This window comes from Allobosea sp. P1_B10, assembly GCF_056406735.1.
In genome coordinates this window covers 112,847-129,205 of the sequence record NZ_JBFTZP010000010.1, presented here as the reverse complement: position 1 = coordinate 129,205, position 16,359 = coordinate 112,847, and the positions used below count along the sequence as shown (strand labels likewise).

The 16,359-nt window shown below is 64.7% G+C and carries 14 protein-coding genes; 7 read left to right on the top strand and 7 right to left on the bottom strand.

All coding sequences use genetic code 11. The features are described from left to right. Positions 1-187 precede the first annotated feature (187 nt). From AC1D2L_RS19980 to AC1D2L_RS19965, 4 genes are all read left to right on the top strand, one after another. Positions 188-835, top strand: a complete 648-nt coding sequence (locus tag AC1D2L_RS19980) for a hypothetical protein (RefSeq protein WP_476847648.1) — start codon at positions 188-190, stop codon at positions 833-835. A gap of 222 nt (positions 836-1,057) precedes the next feature. Further along, positions 1,058-1,210 (top strand): hypothetical protein, encoded by a 153-nt coding sequence (locus tag AC1D2L_RS19975; RefSeq protein WP_476847647.1) that lies wholly within the window; start codon positions 1,058-1,060, stop codon positions 1,208-1,210. Positions 1,211-1,421: 211 nt separating this feature from the next. Then, a complete protein-coding gene (locus AC1D2L_RS19970; RefSeq protein WP_476847646.1) occupies positions 1,422-2,486 on the top strand; it encodes a DUF6538 domain-containing protein in 1,065 nt (354 codons plus the stop codon). An 81-nt stretch (positions 2,487-2,567) separates the two neighbouring features. After that, complete coding sequence (locus tag AC1D2L_RS19965; RefSeq protein WP_476847645.1) at positions 2,568-2,894, top strand: hypothetical protein; 327 nt, start codon at positions 2,568-2,570, stop codon at positions 2,892-2,894. Between the two features lie 241 nt (positions 2,895-3,135). Here the strand turns inward: AC1D2L_RS19965 and AC1D2L_RS19960 are convergent, their stop codons facing one another. The 3 genes from AC1D2L_RS19960 to murI form a co-directional block, all read right to left on the bottom strand. Beyond that, positions 3,136-4,068, bottom strand: a complete 933-nt coding sequence (locus tag AC1D2L_RS19960; protein WP_476847644.1) for a serine protease family protein — start codon at positions 4,066-4,068, stop codon at positions 3,136-3,138. Positions 4,069-4,708: 640 nt separating this feature from the next. Next, the gene (gene rpsD, locus AC1D2L_RS19955; RefSeq protein WP_476847643.1) at positions 4,709-5,326 is read right to left on the bottom strand and encodes a 30S ribosomal protein S4; all 618 of its coding nucleotides are present in this window, start codon (positions 5,324-5,326) and stop codon (positions 4,709-4,711) included. A gap of 223 nt (positions 5,327-5,549) precedes the next feature. Continuing rightward, positions 5,550-6,419, bottom strand: coding sequence for a glutamate racemase (gene murI / locus AC1D2L_RS19950; protein WP_476847642.1), 870 nt, complete (start codon positions 6,417-6,419; stop codon positions 5,550-5,552). Positions 6,420-6,558: 139 nt separating this feature from the next. Here murI and AC1D2L_RS19945 point away from each other — a divergent pair, with 139 nt between their 5' ends. Beyond that, positions 6,559-7,488, top strand: coding sequence for a bifunctional helix-turn-helix transcriptional regulator/GNAT family N-acetyltransferase (locus AC1D2L_RS19945; RefSeq protein ID WP_476847641.1), 930 nt, complete (start codon positions 6,559-6,561; stop codon positions 7,486-7,488). Between the two features lie 30 nt (positions 7,489-7,518). Here the strand turns inward: AC1D2L_RS19945 and AC1D2L_RS19940 are convergent, their stop codons facing one another. Beyond that, positions 7,519-8,835, bottom strand: a complete 1,317-nt coding sequence (locus AC1D2L_RS19940) for a flavin monoamine oxidase family protein (protein ID WP_476847640.1) — start codon at positions 8,833-8,835, stop codon at positions 7,519-7,521. 307 nt (positions 8,836-9,142) lie between these two features. Here AC1D2L_RS19940 and AC1D2L_RS19935 point away from each other — a divergent pair, with 307 nt between their 5' ends. Next, positions 9,143-11,368, top strand: coding sequence for a TonB-dependent hemoglobin/transferrin/lactoferrin family receptor (locus AC1D2L_RS19935; protein ID WP_476847639.1), 2,226 nt, complete (start codon positions 9,143-9,145; stop codon positions 11,366-11,368). Between the two features lie 159 nt (positions 11,369-11,527). On the opposite strand, the gene AC1D2L_RS19930 is transcribed toward AC1D2L_RS19935, so the two are convergent. The 3 genes from AC1D2L_RS19930 to AC1D2L_RS19920 form a co-directional block, all read right to left on the bottom strand. After that, positions 11,528-12,337: an RNA methyltransferase gene (locus AC1D2L_RS19930; RefSeq protein WP_476847638.1), complete on the bottom strand. Its 810-nt coding sequence runs from the start codon at positions 12,335-12,337 to the stop codon at positions 11,528-11,530. A gap of 191 nt (positions 12,338-12,528) precedes the next feature. After that, the gene (locus AC1D2L_RS19925) at positions 12,529-13,665 is read right to left on the bottom strand and encodes a dipeptidase (protein WP_476847637.1); all 1,137 of its coding nucleotides are present in this window, start codon (positions 13,663-13,665) and stop codon (positions 12,529-12,531) included. A 205-nt stretch (positions 13,666-13,870) separates the two neighbouring features. Then, positions 13,871-15,118: an NAD(P)/FAD-dependent oxidoreductase gene (locus AC1D2L_RS19920; protein ID WP_476847636.1), complete on the bottom strand. Its 1,248-nt coding sequence runs from the start codon at positions 15,116-15,118 to the stop codon at positions 13,871-13,873. A 260-nt stretch (positions 15,119-15,378) separates the two neighbouring features. Here AC1D2L_RS19920 and AC1D2L_RS19915 point away from each other — a divergent pair, with 260 nt between their 5' ends. Then, positions 15,379-16,356, top strand: coding sequence for a hypothetical protein (locus tag AC1D2L_RS19915; protein WP_476847635.1), 978 nt, complete (start codon positions 15,379-15,381; stop codon positions 16,354-16,356). The last annotated feature ends 3 nt before the right edge of the window (positions 16,357-16,359 follow it).

Genomic DNA, 16,359 nt, shown 5'->3' with positions numbered 1-16,359 from the left:
CCCAAGGCGGGCGGCCTATCTCACAAGGGGCCAAGAACCCACTGGCCCGCACGGCCGCGGCACATTACGATTCTTTCATGCTTGCGCCATCGAAGGGTCACGGTGGACCCCTCATCGTGACGTCATCGCGAACCGGCCTCGAGACCCTCTCAATGACGGTTGGTTTGCATTTTTGGGAGACCCCCGCATGAAAAGCATTGCCCTGATTGCCGCTTCGTCGGTTGCCGCGCTGGCCGCGACCTTCGCGATCGCCCAGCCGCAGCCTCTGCCGCAGGCAGGTGGCGGAGACCGCGATGCGACCCGGCAGGAGCGCTCCGAGACCCGCGATCAGCGCCGGACCGAAGCGCGTGAACGCCGTGCGGAACAGGCGCAGGCCCGGATGACAGAGCGCCTCGCCAAGCTGCGCGAGGACATGAAGCTCAAGCCCGAGCAGGTGCCGCTGTTCGACAAGGTCGAGGGCTTGATCAAGCAGCGGGCGCAGCAGCGCAGCGAGCGCGCCACCGCGATGCGCGAGCAGCGCGAGTCCCTGCGCCATGCCGACCTGATGGAGCGGCTCGATGCGATCTCGACCAGCCAGGGCGAGCGCGCGGCGCGGTCCAAGGAAATGGCCGATGCGGTCCGTCCGCTCTGGCAGACGCTGAGCGACCAGCAGAAGACGGTCGCCCGTCGTGCGGTGCGCGAGACGATGGCTGAAGGGCGTGAGCGCTTCCGCGAAATGCACGAGCGCTGGGAAGAGCGCCGTGGCGGTGGTCGGGACTGGCGCGGCGATGGCGAGCGCGGTTCGCAGCGCTGGCGCGACGGAGACCGCGAGCGCGACCGCGACCGTCGCGACTGACCGCAGCCTTTTGCATGTCACCCAAGGGGCGGCTCTCCGGAGCCGCCCTTTTTGTCATCCGGGCGGCAGTACCTGGGGTTTATCTGCGGTCAAATTGAGGTGGTCCGGAGGCGTGGTAAACGCTGAAAATCGAATGATAACAAACGTTTACTATAGTCGTTCAAATTGAGTTCATCCCGCGCTCCCTAGGCTAGACTGACGTTCTCGCAAAGGAGGTGAGCCATGAAGGCACCCTGGTCCATCTGGCTGATGCGAGGCTTCATTGCATCAGTCTTCCTCTTCTGCCTGTTCGGCCCCTATGGGATCTCGATCCTGATCGGCGGCTTGAGCCTCGGCTGCTATCTCTTCCGCGATGAGGCCGGCTCGCATCTGTGAAGGCTAGACCATCGCGCGTAGGCAAAGAAAAAGGGCGGCTCCTGCGAGCCGCCCTTTCTTGATTCCGATCAGTGCCTTGCAGGAAGAACCTGCCAGGTTGGATCAGCGCGAGTAGAACTCGATTTGCGGCCCACCTAACCCATTGAACCTATTGACGCATAAAGGCTTTTTGATATGCGTGTGGGGTGAAACGTGTGGGGGAGCGTGTGGGGTGGCGACGGTCGCTGGATACCTTGAACTGCGTCGGCAGGGGTTCTCTGCGGTGGTGGATGTGCCGGCTTCTAAGCGTGAGGCGGTCGGAGCGAAGCGCCTGAAAAAGGGCCTCGGAACGCGAGACAAACACGTTGCGAAGGCGCGGCTGCCGAAGGCGCTGCTGGAGCTTCATGCCCGGATTGATGCTGCTTGCCGCCGCAACGCTGACACCGACCCCGTAACGGCGGAAGCCTTGGCCTATCGGGAGCAGATGGAAAGCGTTCGGAAACCGGGCGGATCGGTCTATCGGCCGGAAACCGTTTGGGACCCCGCCACGGGCGCCGAGCTTGTCGTCGAGGTAGACCTTGCGGAGGACATCGTCCGCGAGACGGTAGAGGCGCGGGGCGAAGAGATTGCTGCCGAGGAGGGCAGGGACCGGGCGAAGGCGTTTGCCGACATCGCGATGGGCCGAGCAACGCCGCTGAAGCTGAATGTGGAGACTTGGCTGTCCGAGCCGGGCAAGAGGGGCACGGTACGTGCTCCGCGCACGGTCATGGAATACAGAGCCATCCTCGATACGTTCGCGTTGTGGCTCGGGGGCGAAGGGCTTGGCTCGACGGTGCAGAGCGTCACGCGGGTTGTGGCGGGGCGCTATGTCAGTTCCCTCCACAAGCAGAAGCTCAGCCCAGCCCGTATGCGGGACATCTTGGCCGCCCTCTCGACCTATTGGGATTGGCTAGCGGGCAAGGGTTTCGCCCCGAAAGGCGGCAATCCGTGGAAGGAGCAGGACATCCCGAAGGTCCAGAAAGGGCAAGCACTCAAGGCGGTGTTCGATGACGAGACTGACGATGACGAGCCGCGCCCCTTCACGGATGACGAGTTGGTCACGCTTTTCACTAAAGCGCCGGATGCGGGGATACGGGACCTTATGGCGCTAGCTGCCCTCTCGGGAATGCGTATCACCACGTCACCGACAGAACCGCAGGCATCGCAAGATGCGGCCCGGCGACACTTCGCGGAGATCGCAGAGCGGGCGGGCGTCACCCCTGCCGAGCTCCTTACAGCAATCGGCGTCGCCGCTTAGCGACCGGACGCCCCCGCTCATCACCCTATCATCATGACCTCAATCTCGGCGTCTCGCTGCGCCGGGGGAAAGAACACGTCTATGTCTCTTCACATCACCATCTCGCTCACCAAGACCACCGCGAAAGGCCAACGCTACGAGGCCCGCCTAGACGGCGAGGTCGTCACCACCTCCCGCACTCCATTCCTCTCTGCCGCCCGTGTCCTCTTGGAGCGCGGGCATTCTTCCGACACCATCCTGATGATGAGCCATGCGGGTTCCGACACGGTCGCGCTACGGGCCACGCTGGGGGCCGCCGCGAAGTTGACCGTCATAGAGAGCGAGACCGTTGGCCCAAGGTTCGGCCGCTACCGTCCCCCTCCGGCTGCGATGCCGTTTACCGTGGTGACGGGGCTGTCCTTGCGGTAGTCTACGCAATTAGGCGCAACAGGTGCTGCGCAACGCCTCTGGTGCAGTGACTGCACCGACAATACCAATGCCCGCTGAGCACCACACTCGGCGGGCGATCTGTTGTTTTTCACCTTCGATTTCCCCGTCAGGCTGTCGTGATGTTGGCCTACAGGAAAATGCGAGGGGGCCACGGGGGGGCGGGAAGCGGCCGGAGAGGGAAAGGCTTTCAGATTTTCGGCCAAATAGTCGGCGGCAATGGTTACAAAGTAGGAGAAGAGTTCATCTCCGCAGTTGGAGGCGGGAAGTTATATTGATCGAGCGCGACGTCGATCATGGTCCGATGCCAGCCATAGCCGAGGCCCACAACAGCCAAATCTGAACTTTCGAGGCGACCAGCGTACACGCCTACCAACTCGTAGGTTGAAAACTCTTGTATTGCGCCGATGTCCTTGTTGTCGGCGGTGATCGTTATAGCTTTGCGGATGATCGGTGAGCCGGACATCCCCTCGGTTGTCGCAGCATCCACTAGAAAGATGGGGCGCCCATCAACGCCGATGACCGTCTCCGATGCGATTGAGCCACGTTTCCAGATTGGAGGCATGAGCCCGTCATAGTTTTTCAATGGATATCCAAGGACAAAGCAATCATCTCCGACATTGGTCACGATGCGTTGTCCGTCGTGATCGCTAAGAAAACAGGTAGCCTCTTCAGCCCCCTTGAAACCTGTCCTTGTTGGTTCCTTGCCAAACACTGCCTCTGGGGGGATCGGTGTCCCCCATATGTCAATGCTTTGTCCTGCGTATTGCGGTGGCTTCGATAGCAGCTCCACCATATTCTCGTCCCACCGGAGTTCCCATCGAACGCGCTTGAAAGTAACCACTCCGGAGCTTGTTGCGACGGAAAAGCCGTAAAACCTCAGCTTCCTCGGAATAAAGCCTTTTGGGTTAAGTTCCTCGGTGAATGAGTTGCGGCCCGAAACAACATGCCAGTTCGTAACAAGGAACGGCTGAGCGTTGCGTTTCCAAAAGAAACCCGTCGCAGTCCCGATGACCACGTCATTGCCGTCATTGGAAAGCAGTTCAATCGGGGTGCAGCCAAGCGACAGCATGTTCATGCCAGCGCCAACGAAGTTGGCCCCGACGGGCATCACGGGGGAGGATGCGCTGCCTCCGTATCTGAGAACACCGTTCATCGAAGTCACCAGCTCCTTGGTTGATCTGCCTACGAACACCAGTTGGACACCAAGAAGCACCTACTCAGTGCCGCGAGCCCTTTGCACCCTGCATCCTTACCTCAAACCCCAGCAACTGCCCGAATAGCTCGCCCTTCCGGAAATCCTCGTCGGACCACCAGCCCGACTTCCTCTTCTCCTTCCGGCTCTTCAAAAGCCCCAACCAAGTCAGCGGCCGGAGAGCCCGCGACACCATGGCGAACTCCGGCAGGTAGGGTCAGGGCTCCGGCAGGAGTGAGCGCAAGCCCGTACTTTCTCCACGGAAAGGGCTAGCAAGAGCCTCGCGGCATGGACCATGGGGACCTGAACGCAGCCTCCACGGGGGCGTTGCAGGGGGGGGGCGTAGAGCCTGCGGGACACTGCCGGGCGGCTCTAGGAGCGCCTTGAGAGAGGCGGGGTGAAAGTGCGTCCAAGCGGGCGGGATAGAGGTCACGCTGGGAAGCGTAGGCGGGTTGGAGCGAAGGCTCAACAACCGGGCCGAAGATGCGCCCACAAAAACGTGAGGGGGGAAACGTGTGGGGTGGCGTGTGGGGGAGGGCAATTTATCGCCATCCCCCAAGTATTTGATATGTAACGGATATTTCTGCCCGCTTCGAGCTACTTACCGAGAGTAGAACTCGATGACCAGGTTCGGTTCCATCTGCACCGCGTAGGGCACGTCCGTCAGCGTCGGGGTGCGGGTGTAGGTGGCGGTCGACTTGTTGTGGTCGGTGTCGAGATAGTCGGGCACGTCACGCTCGGCGAGCTGGGCCGACTCGATGACGATGGCGAGCTGGCGCGAGCTCTCCTTGACCGCGATCACGTCGCCCGGCTTCACCTGGTACGACGCGATGTTGACGCGCTTGCCGTTGACGGTGATGTGGCCGTGGTTGACGAACTGGCGGGCAGCGAAGACCGTCGGGACGAACTTGGCGCGGTAGATCACGGCGTCCAGGCGACGCTCGAGCAGGCCGATCAGGTTCTCGCCCGAATCGCCCTTGAGACGGATGGCCTCGGCGTAGTAGCGGCGGAACTGCTTCTCGGAGATCGAGCCGTAGTAGCCCTTGAGCTTCTGCTTGGCGCGCAGCTGCGTGCCGAAGTCGGAAGGCTTGCCCTTGCGGCGCTGGCCGTGCTGGCCGGGGCCATATTCACGACGGTTGACCGGGGACTTCGGGCGGCCCCAGATGTTCTGACCGAGACGGCGGTCAATCTTGTATTTCGCCTCGTGGCGCTTTGACATATCGCGTGTCCTCTTGAGTTCGCGAGTGAGGACCGCGCCCTCCTGTTCCCCGTTTCCGGGGCGACAGATCCGGCTCTTACGAGTGGATCACGGGTGCGGAAAAAGCCGCGCGGGCCTTTTGGGCCCGCGCGACGGATGCCTAGAACCATGTGCGGCACGGTTTGTCAAACCGGAAGCGTCGTTTCCCGGTCCATGTCGCGCGAAGATTGCCGGGATTTCTTGGTCAGTTCGCGATCGGCATCGATTCGATCGCCACCTGGGCCAGGCCGTAGCCCGCCAGCGCTATGCGCAACGGGCCGGTGATTCCCGCGCCGCTGGTGAAGACCGCGACGGCCCCGCCGGCGATCTCCGTGTTCTCGCGCAGGTCGGGCTCCAGCAACTGCCTGACGCGACGCGCGATCGCCGGCGCGGGGTCGATCCAATCGACGGACCAGGGCGCCAGCCGCTTCATGCGCTCGAGCAGCAGGGGATAATGTGTGCAGGACAGCGTGACCACGTCGGTGCGGGCGCCATTGCGCGCGACGAAGCAGGGCATGATTTCGGCCAGGATCGCAGAGTCGTCGACGGGCTCGCCCTTCAGCGCCGCCTCGGCGAGGCCGGCCAGCTTCGTGGAGCCGACCAGGGTGACCTCGCAATGGCCGGCATAGGTCTCGATCAGCCCGCGCGTGTAGTCGCGCGCGACGGTGCCCGGTGTCGCCAGCACTGAGATCAGGCCCGAGCGGGTCGAGGCCGCGGCCGGCTTGATGGCCGGGACGGTGCCGACGAAAGGGATGGCGAAGCGGGCGCGCAAGGCTGGGAGTACGAGCGTCGAGGCCGTATTGCAGGCAATCACGACGAGATCGGGATGGAAGCGAGCGACGAGACGCTCCATCACGGCCAGCACGCGCGAGACGAGCGCCTCCTCGCTCAGGCGGCCATAGGGAAAGCCGGCATCATCGGCCGCGTAGACAATATGCGCGCCGGGCTGGGCGCGCGTTGTCTGCTGGAGAACGCTGAGGCCGCCGAGCCCGGAATCGAAGACGAGGATGGTGGGCCTGCGGGGCGCCATGGCGACGGTGTGATAGGCAGTTCCGGCCAGAAGATCGACCTGCATGGCTGAGCCTGAAGAAGAGGACCAAGCGCCGATTGCGCCAGATGGCGGTTAAGACACCGTCAACGAAGTGCATTTGGGATGTCGTCAAATTAGTTGACTCCGTCCATTAATGGCGCTGTGCTGAGGTTCTGGAGGCACCATGCATGAAGCGATCGACACGCAGGCCGTCGCAGCGATCCGCGGCTTCAATCGTTTCCATACGCGCTGGGTCGGCGCCCTGGGCGGCAGTCTGCATGGATCGGGCTTTGCGCTGACGGAGGCGCGGGTTCTCTATGAGTTGGCCCAACGCGATGGCTGGCTTGCGGGCGAACTGGCGAAAGCGCTCGATCTCGATCCCGCCTATCTCTCGCGCATCCTGAGACGTTTCGAGGGACAGGGCTGGCTCGCGCGCCAGCGCAGCCCGGAGGACGGGCGCGCGCTCAGCCTGCGCCTGACTGCGGAGGGGCAGGCGGCGTTTGCGCCGCTGGATGCCGCTTCGCGCGATCAAGCCGCGGCGGTCCTTACCCGGCTGAGCCGGGCCGAACAGGCGCGGCTCGTCGGCGCGCTGGGGAGCGCGCAGGCGCTGCTCTCCGGCGCCAGGCCGCCGGCTCCCATCATCCGTGAACACAGGCCCGGTGACATCGGCTGGGTGATATCGGCCCATGGCCGGCTCTATGCTGAGGACTATGGCTGGGATGGCAGCTTCGAGGCGTTTGTCGCCGAGATCGCCGGAAAATTCCTTCGGGAGTTTCAGCCGGGCAGGGAACGCTGCCTGATCGCCGAACTCGATGGAGCCCCTGCAGGCTCGGCCCTCGTGGTCGCGGAGACCAATGCCGTGGCAAAGCTCAGGCTGGTGCTGGTCGAAAAGCGTGCGCAGGGACTTGGCCTGGGCAAGGCGCTGGTCGCGCAGGCGATCTCATTCGCGCGCGACGCCGGCTATGCCCGCATGGTGCTCTGGACCAACGATATCCTGCACGCCGCTCGCGGCATTTATGTCGCCGAAGGTTTTCGGCTGGTCGCGGAAGAGAAGCATCACTCCTTCGGGAAGGATCTGGTCGGGCAGAACTGGGAGCTGGACCTGCGGGCGTGAACCAGGCGCCTCTCGCCGCCGCTCGCCCGGTCAGGCTTTCAGCCTTGCCACCGCAGCGGCGGCAGCGCGTCCTGCCAGAGTTGCGCCACCCACGGTCATCGCTCCGCCGCCCGCCGTAGCCTCGCCCGCGATGAAGATCTTGCCGCCGATCGGGCGGGAGAGCGCTTCGCGCGCGGCCTCCTGGCCGGGCAGGCAGACCGAATAGGAGCCGTGTGAAAAAGGATCTGTCCACCACGCCGGGAAGGAGCAGCCCGTCGCGGCCTTGCGGACGTCGCCGCCGAGCATGCGAACCAGCAGGTCGGTGACATGGGCGCGAGCCTCGGCGATGCCGGCGACAGAGAGTTCGCGGGCATAGTCGCCGCCGCAATACCCGATGATCAGGTCCTTATCGTCGGGGAACAGGTCGAAATTCATCAGCCGCCGGGACGATCCGGCCTCGAGAAAGCTCGCGCCAGACGGGATGCCGAACCGATCGCCCTCGACCTTGAGCGCGATCTTGGTCAGCGCGCCCATCCCCAGGCCCGCCAACGCATCGCGCGTCGCTGCAGGCAGGCTTGGCGTGAAGCGTATCGCCTCGGCCTTGAGAACGCCGACCGGCGCCGTGACGATGCAGGCATTGGCGCGAAGCTTGCCGGTCCGCGAGGTCACCGTGACGCCCGAGCCCTCCCAGTTGATGGCGCTGACCGGCTCGTTCAGGCGGATGTCCAGTCCGGCTCCATGACGCGCGACGAGGTTGCCGTAGCCCGAGGGTACGACGAGATCGTCCCCGGCCCAGAGGCGCTGATAATCGCGCGCCGAGATGCGGGCGGATTCCTCGCCGATAGACAGAAGCAGGCCCGATGATGCGATCGGTGCCATGTCGGGGCCGAGATCGCCGAGCAGTTCGGCGATCGAGAGATCCCGCTTCGACAGGTCCACGGTCTCGAGCCGACGGTCGATCTGTCCGAAGGCACCGCGCCGCCGCTGCCGGTCGGCGTCCTCCATGGGCTTGCCGTCCGCGAAGACCTTGAAGCCACTTCCCCTCGGCTCGTTCGGCGTTTCGATGCCGAGCTTCCTGGCGATCGGGACCCAGGGGTTGCGCTCGGCCCAATGGATGAACATCGCGCCCGCATCATAGGCGGGGCCAAGAGAGGCATCCGTGAAGGCGCGGCCGCCCACGCGTCCCCGGGCCTCGAGAATGACCGCCTTGCGGCCGGCATCGCGCAAGGCATGCGCCGCTTCGATGCCGGCGGCGCCGGCGCCGACGATGATCACATCGACATCGGCCGCACTCGCCGGCCGGCGCGTGCCGGCCAGGCCAGCGGCAAACGCGGCGGAGCCCGTGATGAAGCTGCGGCGGTCGGGCATGGGTCAAAACTCGAAGCAGGACGGACGCCAGCTTCATGCCGGCGCGGCCGTCTCGCAACATGGAATGGCGATGCGGCGGCGCTGTGGCGATCACGAGATCGGGAGCAGTTCGGTTGCCGCTGAGGTGGTTGCTATGAGTTTAGCCTGAATTCAGAATAACTCTAATGTTATCTCGCTTTAGCGAAATAAATTGACATCGAAATGTGTAGAAAATACGCCCAATGCAAGAAGCTCAAGTAGCTTCGGCTTACTTTATTCTAAATCTAAACTGCGAAATATTTCGCGGGGCGCTCGGGGACAGTTGGGCATGAGTCATTATCGAAACACGCTGCGCTTCGGCGTCGCGCTTGGATCACTCGTCGGTGCGCTGGTCGCGTCACAAGCGCACGCGCAGGACGCGATCACGCTCGACCAGATCAATGTTCAGGGTGTCGCCGAGCCCGGCTCCGCTCTCGTGGCCGGGCCGACGACCACACGGACGACGCGCGAGCAGCTCGACGCCCAACAGGTGCAGAGCATCGCCGAGCTGTCCAACAGGGTCGAGGCGGGCATCTCCTTCAATCGCATCAACAACAGCATCAATATCCGCGGCCTCGACGGCGCCCGCGTGCTGACCACGGTCGACGGCATCCGCCAGCCCTTCATGACCGATACCCGCATCGACCGCGGCTCATCCAACGCGTTCGACTTCGACGCGCTCTCGACGCTGGACCTGCTGCGTGGCAGCAGCGGCTCGGCCACGCTTGGCGGTGGTGTACTGGGTGGCGCACTGGCCGTGCGCACGCTCGACCCCAAGGACCTGATCAAGGGCGACCGCAATTTCGGTGCCCTCGCCAAGACCGGCTATGACAGCACCGACAACGCCTGGTTCGGCAGCGCTGCCGTCGCGGCGCGCATGCAGCAGACCTACTTCCTGCTCCAGGGCGGCTTCCGCAATGGCCACGAGATCGAGAACAAGGGCAGCAACGACACGATCGGCGCCGCCCGCACGACGCCTAATCCGACTGATTTCAACCAGTACAGCTTCCTGGCCAAGGCGCAGCATTACTCGCCCGACGAGGTGCATCGCTTCGGTATCACGGGCGAGTTCTTCAAGCGCGAAGACAAGGTCAACGTGCTGACCAGCACGGTCTCGACGACCGGCAACTTCCGTCCCGGCAGCTATGACACGGGCGAGGACGTCGAGCGCAAGCGCGTCTCGCTGAACTACGATTTCAAGCTGCCCGGCGGCTTTATCGACGAGGCGCATGCCACGCTCTACTGGCAGAACGTCAAGCGCAACTCGAAGATCGACGGCTATCGCTATACCAGCGTCGTCGGCCCCTATGGCCGCAACAACGAAACCGAGCAGGACGCCTTCGGCTTCAACGGCCACGCCATCAAGAACTTCCAGACCGGGATGTTCTCGCACAGCCTGCTCGCCGGCATGGAACTGCGCACGACGCAGCTGGACCAGTATTCGGCCGGCTATGACAACTGCCAGCGGCCCTACACCGGCGCGTTCTCGGCCTGCAACAACCTGCATACGAACCAGGCCGACCAGCCCCGCATCGATGGCCGCATGGTCGGTCTCTATGTGCAGGACGAGATCGGGATGCTGGACAACCGCCTGCGCCTGACCCCGGGCGTGCGCTTCGACTGRTATGAGGAGAAGCCGCAGAACACTCCGGCCTATACCAGCGGTGGCACCCAGCCCGTCGGCCTGCCGCCGTCCTCCAGTGACTCCGCCTGGTCGCCGAAGGTCCGGCTCGAATACGACATCGTCAAGAATGCGCCCTTCGTGAAGGACGTCACCGCCTTCGCGCAGTGGTCGAAGGGCTTCCGCGCTCCGGCCGCCAACGAACTCTATGGCCGCTTCGGCGCCGTCGGCACCTATCTGCGCATCGGCGATCCCACCCTGCGGCCCGAGACCAGCAATGGCATCGACCTCGGCGTGCGCTTCGGCGACAAGGCGCTGGGTGCCTCGATCACCTACTTCCACACCAACTACCGCAACTTCATCGACTACGTGCAGGTCGCGGCTCCCGGCGGGCTCTATCCGCAGGGTGGCATCACCCAGTACCAGAACGTCGCACAGGTCGAGATCCAGGGTATCGAGGCCAGCGCCCAGTGGGCCTTCGCGCCGAACTGGCTGGCTCGCGGTTCGTTCGCCTATACCCGTGGCACCAACAAGCAGACCGGCGCGTTCCTGAACTCGATCCCGCCGATGCAGGGCATCGTCGCCGTCGCCTACGGCACCGATGTCTGGGGTGCCGAAGTCTCGGCCAAGTTCGCGGCAGCGCGCGACGACGTTGCGGCGACCACAGGCACGGCGCAGGGCTTCCAGGCCCCGGGCTATGCGGTCTTCAACGCCTCGGCCTGGTGGAAGCCGACGCAGCTTGCCGACCTCCAGTTCCAGGTCGGCGTCTACAACATCTTCGATCGCAAGTATTTCGACGCCGTGAGCATTCCTGTCGGCGTGCTGGCTCAGTCCCGCGACTACTACAGCGAGCCCGGCCGCACCGTGAAGGCGACGATGAAGTACCAGTTCTGAGGCCCGAGACCCCCGGAACGAAAAAAGGCCGGCCCTTCGGGGTCGGCCTTTTTGTTCGCCCTGAGATGTCATTGCGAGCGAGCGAAGCAATCCAGGAGACATAGAGCGGCCCATTCTGGATTGCTTCGCTTCGCTCGCAATGACGGGTATGGCTGTGGCCTACTTGTCCGTGTCGGGCTTGGGCACGCGCAACCGGCGCGGGCCCTCGGCCAGGGACTTGAAGACGCCGCGCAGCGTGCGGGCCTCCTGCTCGGTCATGGCAAGCCGATGCAGGATGTCGCGCAGGTTGGCGGTCATCACCGCCTTCTTGCCGGGCGGAAAGAATCCGCAGGTGTCGAGTTCGCCCTCGAGATAGTCGAACATCGACAGGATGGTCGCGCGCGTCGCCGGCGGGGAGAGCAGGCTTTCGCGGAAAGGGGGCTCGCCGCCCGTCGCCTTGAACCACTCGTAGCTGGCCAGCAGCACGGCCTGGGCCAGGTTCAGCGAGGCGAAAGCGGGGTCGACCGGAAAGGTCAGGATCGCGTCGGCGAAGCTGATTTCCTCGTTGGTCAGTCCGATGCGCTCGCGACCGAACAGGATGCCAACTCGCTCGCCCGTGCCGATGCGTTCCGCGATCGGCGGCATGGCCTCGGCCGGCGTTACAACGCGCTTCATCTGGCCGCGCTCGCGGGCGGTGGTCGCGAGCACATGGTTGAGGTCGGCGATCGCTTCGGCGGCGGTCTCGTAGAGCCGGGCGTTCTCGAGGATATGGGTGGCGCCCGAGGCCGCCGAGGTGGCGCCCTTCTTCAGGCCGCCGCCGGTCGGCCAGCCGTCGCGCGGGGCGACGAGGCGCATCTCGGAAAGGCCGAAATTAGCCATGGCGCGGGCGCACATGCCGATATTCTCGGCCATCTGTGGCTCGACGAGAATGATGACCGGGGCAGGAGCCTCGGAGGGCGGACGGGTGTGGTCGGTGCCGGATCCGGGCATGGGCAGTAAACTCGTCATTCCCGGGCAAAGCGCGGCGGAAGCCGGGGAATCACAGGAAGCAGGCGCCAGGTCAAGCCAATTTGGCCATGGCCGCCCGCCTTGCTGGCGAGCGTCCATGACCTGATCGGGGCCTTCGAGAGTCGAAGGCGGTAACGATCGGGGCGAGCCCGATCATTACGTCAGGGGGCTGGTCAGGCCGCGGCCTTCTCGACGGCGCGCATCACGCGCAGCAGGTTGCCGCCGGCGAGCTTCTCCAGGTTTTCCTCCGACCAGCCGCGGCGGATCAGCTCGGCGATCAGGGAGGGGAAGGTCGTGGCGTCCTCGAGCCCATCGGGATTGATCCAGCCGAAGAAGTCCGAGCCGATGCCGATGTGGTCGTAGCCGACCCGCTTGGCGAGGTAGTCGAGATGCTCGCAATATTCCGGCAGGGTCGCCTTCGGCCGGGGGCCGGCAACGCGGGTGATTTCGGCCTCGGCCTTGCCGGAATCGACGCCTTCCGGGGTCTTGCCGTACTGGTCCTTGGCCGGGCGGTGCCAGTCGCGCGAGGCCTGGCTGATGAAGTCGGGCACGAAGGTCGCCATGACGATGCCGCCATTGCCGGCGACGCGGTCGAGTACGTCGTCGGGGACGTTGCGCGGGTGGTCGCAGAGCGTGAAGGAGTTCGAGTGCGACCAGACCAGCGGCGTGCTGCTGACGTCGAGCGCATCATGCATCACCTTCGGCGAGACATGGGCGAGATCGACGATCATGCCGAGCTTGTTCATGCGCCGCACGACATCCTTGCCGAAGTCCGTGAGGCCGTTATGGCGCGGGGCGTCGGTCGCGGAATCGCACCAGTCGTGGGTGTCGTTGTGGCAGAGCGTCATCAGGCGCACGCCGAGGCCGTAATAGGCGTCGAGCGCATCGAGTTCGAGGTCGAGCGCAGAGCCGTTCTCGATCGTCATGATCAGGGCGATGCGCCCCTCGGCCTTCGCAGCCGTCACGTCGTCGGCCGAGAGGCCAGGACGGAACACATCGGCATGGCGCTTCAGGATGTCGCGCATCAGCGCGATCTGGGCGAGCGCGAAACCGGCGGGCTTGGGGTAGTTCGGCGGCACATAGGCCGCGAAGAACTGCCCGGCGAGCTTGCCTGCCTTCATGCGCGGGATGTCGGTGTCGCCCTCGGCATGCACGGCCGTGAGATCATAGGCGCCGACATCGCCCTTCGCCGCAGCCTTGCGGATCACATAGGGCAGGTCGTTATGGCCGTCGATGAGCGGGGCGCGATCGAGCAGCGCCAGGGCGGCTGCATAGGCATTGTCTTTGACGGGCGGTTTGGCGAGGGCCATGGGACGGAAACCTTAAGCTGGAATCGAAAGCGGCCGGGATCGTGGCAGGTCGCGAGGCGGGAGGCGAGGGCGCGTGATGCAGGGCTGACCATCGCTATGCGTCATTGCGAATAGCCGTCATTGCGAGCGAAGCGAAGCAATCCAAGGAGACGTAGAGCTCTACGATACTGGATTGCTTCGCTTCGCTCGCAATGACGAGAGGGCTTCAGCCGAAGCGGGCGGCCGAGAACGGGGTCGGGTCGACGAAGACCTTCTGGCCGGTCACCATCTCGGCGATCATGCGGCCGGTGACGGCTGCCAGCGTCAGGCCGTGATGGGCATGGCCGAAGGAGAACCAGAGGTTCCGGTGCTTCGGCGCAGGGCCGATGATCGGCATCATGTCTGGCGTGCAGGGGCGGCGGCCGAGCCAGGGTTCGGCATCGACACGCTCGCCGAGCGGGAAGAGCGTGCGCGCGATCGGCTCTGCGCGGGCAAGCTGGACCGGCGTCCTGGGCGCATCGCGTTCAGCGAATTCCGCACCCGTTGTCAGCCTCACGCCCTGAAGCATCGGGGCCAGGAAATAGCCGCGCTCCGTGTCGAGGACCGGGTGGTTCAGCACTGCATTGCCCTGCGGCTTGTAGTGCATGTGATAGCCGCGCTTGACCGCGAGCGGAAGGCTGTAGCCGAGCTTGTTGGTCAGCACATCGGCCCAGGGTCCGAGCGCGACGACGACGTCCTTCGCCTGTGCCTTGGTGCCGTCGGCGAGCGTGACGCTCCAGTCGGCGCCTTCCTGCACGAGCGTGGAGGCATCGCCGATTGCCAGCTTGCCGCCGAGTTCCTCGAGGCGCGCGACATAGGCCTTCGACAGTCCCAGCGGATCGACCACCGTCGTCGGGTCGGTCCAGTGCAGGCCGCCGATCAGGCTCTGGTCGAGATGCGGCTCGGCCGCCCGCAGGGCGGCTACGTCGAGTGGCTTGTAGTTCAGGCCGAAGTCGCGGTTCCAGCGCGCGGCCTCGGCGAGGCGCTCATCCTGCTGGGCCGCGGTGCGGAAGACCTTCATCCAGCCATTGCGGCGGATCAGGTTGGTTGCGCCGGCTTCGGCGGCGAGCGCGTCATGCTCGGTGACGCAGTGCTCGATCAGCGTGGCGTATTTGTGCGCGATCTTCTCGTGCTGCGAGGCGCGCGAATGCATCCAGTATGACCACAGGAAGGGCGCGAGCTTGGGGATCGCGCTCCAGTGGTAGGACGCGTCGATGGTGTTGTTCATCGCGTAGCGGATGAGCGCACCGAAATCATGCGGGAAGCCGTAGGGGTAGACGCCCTCGCGCTGGATCAGCCCGGCATTGCCGTAGCTCGTCTCCATGCCCGGAGCGCGCTTGTCGATCAGGATGACGGAACGGCCCGCCTTCTGGAGATGCAACGCCACCGAAATGCCGACGATGCCTGCGCCGAGAACGATCGTATCCGCCCGCATAACCAACTCCTGCCAGTCAACTCCGAGCAAAATAGCGCGTTGCCCGGTAAAGTCAGCGCCGCTACGCCTTTATTGCGTGCTCGGACGAAAGTTTCGCAAGATTTGCGCCGTGCCGGTCGATCGGGGCGTTGTGGTGGATAATCGTCGCGTTCTCGCGCAATTTCCTGCTGGTGCAGGGCGTGTCGGCGTCGATGGCGGGTGACGCCGGTTGGACGATCGGCCAGTGTGCGCGCCATTTCCGGGTTCGACTCAAGGCTTCCATGCTTACGCGCTTCGCAGCTTTCCTCGCCGCCGGCCTTGCTTGGCTGGGCCGCTACGGCACGCAAGGTTTTGCGCTTTCGATCTTTCTGGGGCTGGCGCTGCCGCAATTTTCGGCGGCGGCGCGGCCATTGCTGCCCGTGACCATCTTCTGCTTCACCACCGTCGTGTTCATGCGGCTCGACATCGGCATTACGCTGGGACTGCTGCGCCGCCCGGCCAGGCTGATCCTGACCTGCCTCTGGCTGATAGCGGCGCCTGCCGTGATCATCGGCGGCGCGGTCATGCTGGTCGGGCGCGACGCACTCGATCCGGGGCTACTGCTCGGGCTCGCGATCATGGCGGCGGCGCCGCCGATCATGTCCTCGCCGGCTGTCGCCATTCTCTATGGTTTCGAGCCCTCGCTGCTCATCGCCAGCGTCATCACCGCGACCGTCATCAGCCCGCTGGTCGCGCCGATCCTGGTCGAGTTGCTCGCGGTAGCCGCCGTTCCGCTGGACCGCTGGGCGCTGATGCTGCGCCTGCTGCTGTTCGTCGGCGGCGGCATGGTACTGGCGACCGTGCTGCGGCGCTGGCTCGGGTTGGCACGTATTCGCGCCATGAAGCCCAATCTCGATGGCTTTGGCGTGCTGATGTATTTCGTCTTCGCGATCGCGGCGATGGACGGGGTGACGCGCGCGGCGATCGCCGACCCCAGGCAGGTGCTGATCGTGCTGGGCTGCGTCTTCGCGGTCGCGGCGGCCGGGATCGCCGCGAGCTGGCTCGTGCTTCAGCCGTGGCGGCGCTCCGAGCGCTTCATGATCGGCTACGGCTCGGGACAGCGCAACATGGGGCTGCTCGTTGCGGCGCTGGGCGCGGGCGTGCCGCAATCGACCTTCCTGTTCTTCGCGCTGGCGCAGTTCCCGATCTATCTGCTGCCCTGGCTGCTGCGCGGGATCGCTGCCCGCATCCGTCGCCGGGAGGCTGCTGACGGAGCCTGACGA